Annotated in this window: 13 protein-coding genes and 2 pseudogenes; 9 read left to right on the forward strand and 6 right to left on the reverse strand. The window is 41.0% G+C overall.

Annotated elements, in window-relative coordinates:
- The 4 genes and pseudogenes from IQ229_RS07655 to IQ229_RS07670 all read left to right on the forward strand — a co-directional run.
- Positions 1-143: pseudogene (locus IQ229_RS07655) on the forward strand (DUF1049 domain-containing protein); the annotation flags it as partial.
- An 83-nt stretch (positions 144-226) separates the two neighbouring features.
- Positions 227-493: a BrnT family toxin gene (locus IQ229_RS07660; protein WP_194042624.1), complete on the forward strand. Its 267-nt coding sequence runs from the start codon at positions 227-229 to the stop codon at positions 491-493.
- Positions 494-496: 3 nt separating this feature from the next.
- Positions 497-754 (forward strand): BrnA antitoxin family protein, encoded by a 258-nt coding sequence (locus IQ229_RS07665; RefSeq protein ID WP_194042642.1) that lies wholly within the window; start codon positions 497-499, stop codon positions 752-754.
- Between the two features lie 34 nt (positions 755-788).
- Positions 789-1,232, forward strand: a complete 444-nt coding sequence (locus IQ229_RS07670; protein ID WP_194042626.1) for a DUF29 domain-containing protein — start codon at positions 789-791, stop codon at positions 1,230-1,232.
- A 46-nt stretch (positions 1,233-1,278) separates the two neighbouring features.
- On the opposite strand, the gene IQ229_RS07675 is transcribed toward IQ229_RS07670, so the two are convergent.
- From IQ229_RS07675 to IQ229_RS07685, 3 genes are all read right to left on the reverse strand, one after another.
- Entirely contained in the window at positions 1,279-1,560 is a 282-nt protein-coding gene (locus IQ229_RS07675) for a CopG family ribbon-helix-helix protein (protein WP_322743953.1), read from the reverse strand.
- An 83-nt stretch (positions 1,561-1,643) separates the two neighbouring features.
- Entirely contained in the window at positions 1,644-2,135 is a 492-nt protein-coding gene (locus IQ229_RS23790; protein ID WP_228013273.1) for a hypothetical protein, read from the reverse strand.
- Between the two features lie 2 nt (positions 2,136-2,137).
- A complete protein-coding gene (locus IQ229_RS07685) occupies positions 2,138-3,112 on the reverse strand; it encodes a hypothetical protein (RefSeq protein WP_194042628.1) in 975 nt (324 codons plus the stop codon).
- Between the two features lie 116 nt (positions 3,113-3,228).
- Between IQ229_RS07685 and IQ229_RS24450 the strand changes: the two genes are divergently transcribed.
- The 4 genes from IQ229_RS24450 to IQ229_RS07700 all read left to right on the forward strand — a co-directional run bounded on the left by IQ229_RS24450 (position 3,229) and on the right by IQ229_RS07700 (position 4,339).
- Positions 3,229-3,357 (forward strand): hypothetical protein, encoded by a 129-nt coding sequence (locus IQ229_RS24450; protein WP_265582955.1) that lies wholly within the window; start codon positions 3,229-3,231, stop codon positions 3,355-3,357.
- 80 nt (positions 3,358-3,437) lie between these two features.
- The gene (locus tag IQ229_RS07690; protein WP_194042630.1) at positions 3,438-3,725 is read left to right on the forward strand and encodes a BrnT family toxin; all 288 of its coding nucleotides are present in this window, start codon (positions 3,438-3,440) and stop codon (positions 3,723-3,725) included.
- Between the two features lie 10 nt (positions 3,726-3,735).
- On the forward strand, positions 3,736-3,972 hold the full coding sequence (locus tag IQ229_RS07695; RefSeq protein WP_228013275.1) for a BrnA antitoxin family protein: 237 nt from the start codon (positions 3,736-3,738) through the stop codon (positions 3,970-3,972).
- Positions 3,973-4,105: 133 nt separating this feature from the next.
- The gene (locus IQ229_RS07700; protein WP_228013277.1) at positions 4,106-4,339 is read left to right on the forward strand and encodes a type II toxin-antitoxin system HicB family antitoxin; all 234 of its coding nucleotides are present in this window, start codon (positions 4,106-4,108) and stop codon (positions 4,337-4,339) included.
- Positions 4,340-4,441: 102 nt separating this feature from the next.
- On the opposite strand, the gene IQ229_RS07705 is transcribed toward IQ229_RS07700, so the two are convergent.
- Together IQ229_RS07705 and IQ229_RS07710 are read right to left on the reverse strand one after the other, a co-directional pair.
- The gene (locus tag IQ229_RS07705) at positions 4,442-4,675 is read right to left on the reverse strand and encodes a DUF433 domain-containing protein (RefSeq protein WP_194042634.1); all 234 of its coding nucleotides are present in this window, start codon (positions 4,673-4,675) and stop codon (positions 4,442-4,444) included.
- A gap of 123 nt (positions 4,676-4,798) precedes the next feature.
- Positions 4,799-5,509 (reverse strand): hypothetical protein, encoded by a 711-nt coding sequence (locus tag IQ229_RS07710; protein WP_194042636.1) that lies wholly within the window; start codon positions 5,507-5,509, stop codon positions 4,799-4,801.
- A gap of 150 nt (positions 5,510-5,659) precedes the next feature.
- Here IQ229_RS07710 and IQ229_RS24815 point away from each other — a divergent pair, with 150 nt between their 5' ends.
- Positions 5,660-6,226, forward strand: a complete 567-nt coding sequence (locus IQ229_RS24815) for a DUF433 domain-containing protein (RefSeq protein ID WP_194042638.1) — start codon at positions 5,660-5,662, stop codon at positions 6,224-6,226.
- 91 nt (positions 6,227-6,317) lie between these two features.
- Here IQ229_RS24815 and IQ229_RS07720 read toward each other — a convergent pair.
- Positions 6,318-6,707, reverse strand: a pseudogene (locus IQ229_RS07720) (hypothetical protein); the annotation flags it as partial.

Genomic DNA, 6,707 nt, shown 5'->3' on the forward strand with positions numbered 1-6,707 from the left:
GTTTAGTGCTAGCTTTTAGTGCCGTTGTCGGGTTAATTGGCATGGCACTGCTGCAACCTCTGTGGGGGCTTGCTGGTATTGGGCAGCGTAATTCTCGATTAGAAGACGATGCGGAATTTTTTGTTGACGATGAAGATTTTTGAGGCTTGATGAAAACATACAGAAGTACAGCAGCTTAGTACTCTTCATCTGCTAATATGCACGGATGTGCATACAATAGATTTAGATGGCGTATCAGTGGGATAGGGATAAGGCAGCAGCCAATCTTCACAAGCATGGTGTTGACTTTGCTGATGCAGTAACCGTATTTTCTGACGATTTAGCAATTACTATCACAGATGAACGTTTTGATGAAGAGAGATTTATCACTATTGGGATAGATGCTTTCAGTCGAGTTTTAGTAGTTGTGTATACATGGCGCAATGATGAGATTCGATTGATTTCTGCCCGCAAAGCTACGCGCTATGAACAAAAGCAATATGAGGATGGATAAGTGATGGAAGCTGAGTATGATTTTAGCGAGGGCAAGCGGGGAGCGATTGAATCAATACAAACAGGCAAAACTCGAATTACCATTCGCCTAGATGATGAAGTACTAGCATGGTTTCGTGACCAAGTTCACGCAGCAGGTGGGGGAAATTACCAAACTTTGATTAACGATGCCTTGCGTGAGTACATTCAGCAGCGCCGTGAACCGTTAGAAGAGACATTAAGGCGAGTATTGCGAGAGGAACTTGAGCGTATTGGAAAATAAGGATATTTTGGCTTGCCTAAGATCGAGAACGGCTATGAGCGCAACTTATAAAGCAGATTTTAACTTGTGGATTGAACAGACAGCCCAACTATTGCGATCGCATCACTGGCATGAAGTTGATGTAGAACATCTGATTGAAGAGGTTGAAGGCTTGGGCAAAAGTGAACGTCGGGGTATTGCCAGTCAACTAACTCGCTTACTTTTGCATTTGCTGAAGTGGCAATATCAACCCCAGCGTCGCTCAGATAGTTGGCTCGATTCCATCACTGATTCTCGCACCCAAATTGAGTTAGCAATAGAAGATAGTCCTAGTCTTAAGAGTTATCCTACAGAGCAACTTGAGGAAAGTTATCAAAGGGCGCGTCGGCAAGCAGCCAAGCAAACGGGGATACAAATTTCCGTGTTTCCAGAAGAGTGCCCATATTTTTTAGAGTTAGTGTTGGATGAAGACTGGCTACCGGAAGCAAGCGATATTTGATAAGTGTAATTGTGACTGTGTGGTATGAAGCGCATTACGCAGCCACTTAATATACATTGGTGAGTCTTGCAAAAGTCGCTTTTACTTCCTCATCACTGGCAAAGTCTCCAGCATTCGCTTCAGCAATACCCTTTTGAATTTCCTCGGTTTGCCACTGATACATCTCTAGATAAGTGGCTACCGCTTCATTAAGTACGTAGTTGCGATCGCAGTTGCAATGAATTGCGATCGCATCAAGTGCAGCTTTGCGATCGCTATCTATCCGAAACGTAATATTTTCTTTGCTCATCGTCTTGTGAAAGTTATCTTGCAATATATTATATTGCACTGTAAGCCTCATACTACATAAAAAAAGCCTACACTGGCAGGCTTTTTAAAAAGTTTTAGGAGAGCGATCGCACTGTTATAAAATCAAAATGTCCATTCATGATCTGGATCATCTAGGGCGGCGCGAACAGAAGCTAAATTTGCAAGGTCTTTGAAAGGGCTTGATTTAGCAATTTCTGTGATTGAATTTAAGGTAAGGGCTAGTTGCTCATTATTGCCGGATGCGATCGCATTATCAACAACAGCAAACAAAGCGCGAAAGTTTTCTGCACGTTCATCAAAAGAGCGATCTAGATACGCCATCAGTAACTCTCGCTGGGCATTAATCTTGGTGATTGTTTCGTTTTCCCAAGCTTCAATCTCTCGTCTCTTTGTCTGTTCTTGTTCGGCAATTATTTTATATTCACCATAAGCTGAAGAAACTATTTCAACACATTGTGTTTTTTCTAAAGCTGCTATCTCACGCCTTTTAGTCTGTTCTTGCTCTCCAATTTGCTTGTAACTGGAAACAATGGTCACTAACGATTTTGTGGCGTTAACCGCAGTACATATTGTACCGATACTTGGTAAAACCATTGCTAAATACCTCCCAGAGTTTTGTATTTAGCTTGGATGGTTAAAGTAGAAGGGTTTAATAGCCCTTCATTATCTAAAATAGGAATTTTCATAATTTCTGCAAGTGCTTTAATTAAAAGTGCTACTTCTTGAAACTTTCTAGCATCGCGATCGCGATTAAAAGGTTGGGCTTCAAGCTCTTGAAGTGCAGATTTAGCACGATTGTTTAAATTACACACCAAATTAGCAAGTTCCACTGTTCGCCGTTTAACCTGTAATAGAAAATCTTGAGCGGCTTCAATATTGGCAATCTCTATGTTGACATTAGCTTCATACTCCCGCGCTTTAGTCAAAGCTTCCTCACCCTTACCAGCAAGTTGAAAACCACCAACCATTAATGCTGGGCCGAGTGTAATACCTCCCAATACAGCACCACCAACCGCTATACTAGTACCACCACCTAACCAAGTTATGGCTCCAGTCCAAGCCGCAGCACCACCAACTTGTGAGATAGCAACTTCACCAGCCCACAATCCAAAAAACCTGGAAACAGTAACAGTACCTACATTCCTTGCTAACATAATTGCACTAGAACCTGCTGCTGAGGCTGCAACGGCTGCTGACACACCACCTTGTACCCACTGTTCAGCTTTGATAACTTCTTTTTTGTACTCCTGAATTTGCTGAGTGGAAATGTCTAATCCAGTTAAAATGTCCAGATTGTTTTGGGAAGCTCGCTGACCAATTCTCTCAATAAAAGCTATAAAGTTTGAAATTGTACCCTGTTTGATACGAAGCTGCATTTGGCCATAGACTTCTGCTGACTGGTTGGTAATTTCCCACGCTGCTTTTAAGTTTTGCAAGCTAGTTTCGTATTTTTGTTGAGCTTGTTCACCAATTTCTTTTGCCTGATTCATATTGCCAATGCCTTCAGCACCTTTTAGCGCTCCAAAGGCTCCAGTAGCCAAAGCAGCAGCACCCAAAATCAGTGGAATCATGAAATACTCCTGATGTGATTAGTATTTGATTAGTACTTGCCTACGGGTTAAACATAAAACCGAGGCATCACCTTATACTGATTTTTCCCGGAGATACCAACTAATGAACATTCAGAATGTATAAATTTGAGACTGCGATGAATGCAGTTGTCAATCCTGCTCGTGTTGAGTGCGATCGCACCTTTGGGAGGCTAATACCTGAATGCAATGGACAAGCGATCGCACTCCACTTGACGCTAGAATAATCAGTCGCAACCTTGTAGAGATGATTGGTGATGAAAATTAAAGCAGTTGATTTTCCGGGTATCACTGGTATATTGAGTCCATGAAGTTTGAGTGGGATGAGCGTAAAAACCAAAGCAACATTACAAAGCATGGTTTGGACTTTGCTGATGCTTTCCGCGTGTTTAATGTACCCATGCTTGTCTACCTAGATGAACGAGAAGACTATGGAGAGGAACGGTATCTCGGTATTGGACTACTTGATGGACGAATTGTAGTAGTTATTTACACCGAGCCAGGTGAAGAAATGGTTCGGATCATCTCATTAAGAAAGGCACTGTCTCATGAACGAAAACGCTATGAACAATACCTCAAGAACCGATTGGGTTAGAGTCGATGCAATGAATGACGAAGACATCGATACGTCAGATATTCCACCCTTGTCAGAAGAATTTTTTGCTAAAGCACAATTGCGAATGCCCAAGTCACCTGTAACAATAACAGTTAAGGTAGATCCTGAAACTTTTGCTTGGTTCAAAGAACAGGGAGAGACTGCCGAACAGCAGATGGCTGTGGCATTAAAGATTTACGCAGAAGCACATAAAGCTTATCCAGCGTCTGAGGCGAAGTCAACCTAATACAATACTAAATTGGATGTCTTTAGCAATAACCTCAGTGCAGGAAACAAGCGATGTCTACGACGGGCCATTCGGCGATCGCACTCGGCTTGACGCTAGAATATTAGTCGCAATCTTGTAGAGATGATTGGCGATGAAAATTAAAGCAGTTATCTGGCAAGAAGACGGCGTGTGGTGTGGTTCTGTACCTGCCCTACCAGGATGTCACACTTGGGGAGACAGCTATGAACATTTGTTAGAAATGTTACAAGATGCAATTCCAGTTTGGTTAGAAGTTGCCAGTCAACGAGAAGATCAGCTTGATTTAGCATCATTCTCATTACAGTACGCAACTTCAATTTTCCCTGAAAGTGAGGAGACAGTTTAGCATCTCGTAATCCAAGCTCTCTTAGGGCAGTAGCCTCTACGTCAAAAGTCTCAGTCAGCCAAAGTGCTAATGTAGGAGGCAACTGAGCATCAATCCAAATTTTCATGCTGTCAAGCGAGGAAAGTCAGTTCGCCGTGCTGCAAACAATAGACAGGCTTGGATATCTTCGAGTTCAAGATCGGGAAAATCCTCTAAAATCTCAGAAACACTGACATTCTCAGCCAACATTTCTAAAATGTCACTCACACGAATCCTCATGCCTCGAATACAAGGACGACCACCACACTGACCAGGAGTTTGAGTAATGCGAGTCAACAAATCAGCCCTTGAATTCATGCAAGTATTTTAATATCGGGTACTTTTATTTAACTCTAATTCTGCGATCGCAATTATTCCAGCCTAGCATCTAAAGTGTAGCAAAAGGGCGATCGCAATTATCCCAAGTTCACATAACAGCACCTAAGTTGAGCAGTTTTGGGTTAGTTGTAGCTTCAAGTAATCAATAAAGTCCAGAATTTCTGTATCAGTGAGTTGTAGACGCGATCGCTTGCCATATTTTTGCTGCAAATAATCCCTTCCCTGCTCTGGAGTCCAATTTAACTGGGCTAAATATGTGTTACTTTGAGCTATCAAAACTGCATGAATTTCTGATGCCGTTGTTTTAGTAGATATTTGTATTGGCTCTTGATTTAAATTTTGAATTCTATCAATTTTTAAACTGACTTTTTGCCCTAGAGTTTGCCAATCAATTTCATTATGTCCATCCCAACTAACACCTACAGAGCGATAAGTGACTGGCTCGTAAATATTACAAAAAACTACATTACTATCTCCTGGGCTGACGCTAATAGTAAGTGGATTACGCAGTTGTTCAGAAGTAAGAGCATCCAAAGACAGCAACAAGCTTTTAGAAAAGTAAGAATCTTTTCCTGAGCGGACGATATAAGGTTTGTCTGCCAAAATAGATAAATCTATTTTTCCAACTCTTCCAAAGGCAGTTTCAACTTGTCTATCAATTTTTATTTCGGTTATCACCCCAGTCAAGGCTTTGTCATAAATAGGGATTTTTTGCTCATTTTCTGAGAGCATATACCAGCAGTGATCGTTGTCTTTTTTGACAAAAACATATTGAGGTCTTGGGACTGCTCCAAATCCTAATTTAACTTCCATATTTTTGATGAATATTTTTGTAACCGAATCTATTTAGCAACAAGCTTTTACGATTTGTACTATCAAGCTATGAGTTACTTTATATATAATTCCCTAGCCAGCAAGCTAATTAACATTAAGGCAGAAAAAGTTGCAAAATTTAGTTAATCTATGACCCTCAAAGAATTAGAAACACAACTCTTAGCATTAACTCCTACCGAGAAGGCTGAAGCCATACAGATTTTGATCCAAACCTTAAGTCAAGGTTCACATGAAATTAGAAAAACTCCTGGTATATGCGGCGGTGATGCCTGTATTGCAAATACTCACATCTCAGTTTGGTTACTTATAGAATCTCGTCGTTTTGGTATTAGTGAAGCACAACTACTAGTCGATTATCCTGATTTGATTGCTGCTGACTTAGTGAATGCTTGGGCTTATGCGGCTGCTCACCCTACGGAAATTGAAGAAGCAATCCGAAAAAATGAGTTTGAGCAGGTGCAGTGGTGGTATGTAGTCGGTACTGATTACGACGATGGCAAAAATTTAGTTTTTGGCCCATGCCTGGACAAAGCTGAAGCAACAACGCTAATGGACAGAGCGGACAACATACTTTTCTTGCTCAAGCTGCGGGGTATTAATCTAGTTTTGGATGAACTTGTGTTGAGCGTTGAGCGATTGCCGACTTGCAAACCTGGGTGGATAACTGAATGGATACAGAGAGAGGGAATCAAATGAACATTATTATTACTTCACTGCAAAAAATAGATTTACTCTCTCCTTTAACTAGATTAATCAAAAATTTCAATAACTAGATTAATCAAAAATTTCAATCCAAACTTTCTGGATCAACACCAAGTGCATTCAACCTTTCAATTAATATTTTCACTTTTTGTTCTGCTTCCACCCGTCGCTGTTCTTCAAAAGCTGTGCGTTCTTCCGCTTCCCTAATGCGTTCTTCTGGTGTCAGCAATCTTTGCCCTTCTTCGTCATACCAGTACAGCCACTCGCGCACTATACCTTGATAAATTCCTCGTTCTCGCCCAATTCCTAAACCAATTTCTGGTAGCCAAACAGGATTTCCTGACATTAAGATATATTCCCCATCGACTAAGCGATACACTTCCAAAGGCGACTTTTTACGCCGCAGGGGACTATACACAACGTAGTACAAAATTCCTAATTCTTTTGCATAAAATTCTTTCTTGATGTTATATTC

The sequence above is a fragment of the Nostoc cf. edaphicum LEGE 07299 genome, assembly GCF_015207245.1.
Classification (GTDB): Bacteria; Cyanobacteriota; Cyanobacteriia; order Cyanobacteriales; family Nostocaceae; genus Nostoc; species Nostoc edaphicum_B.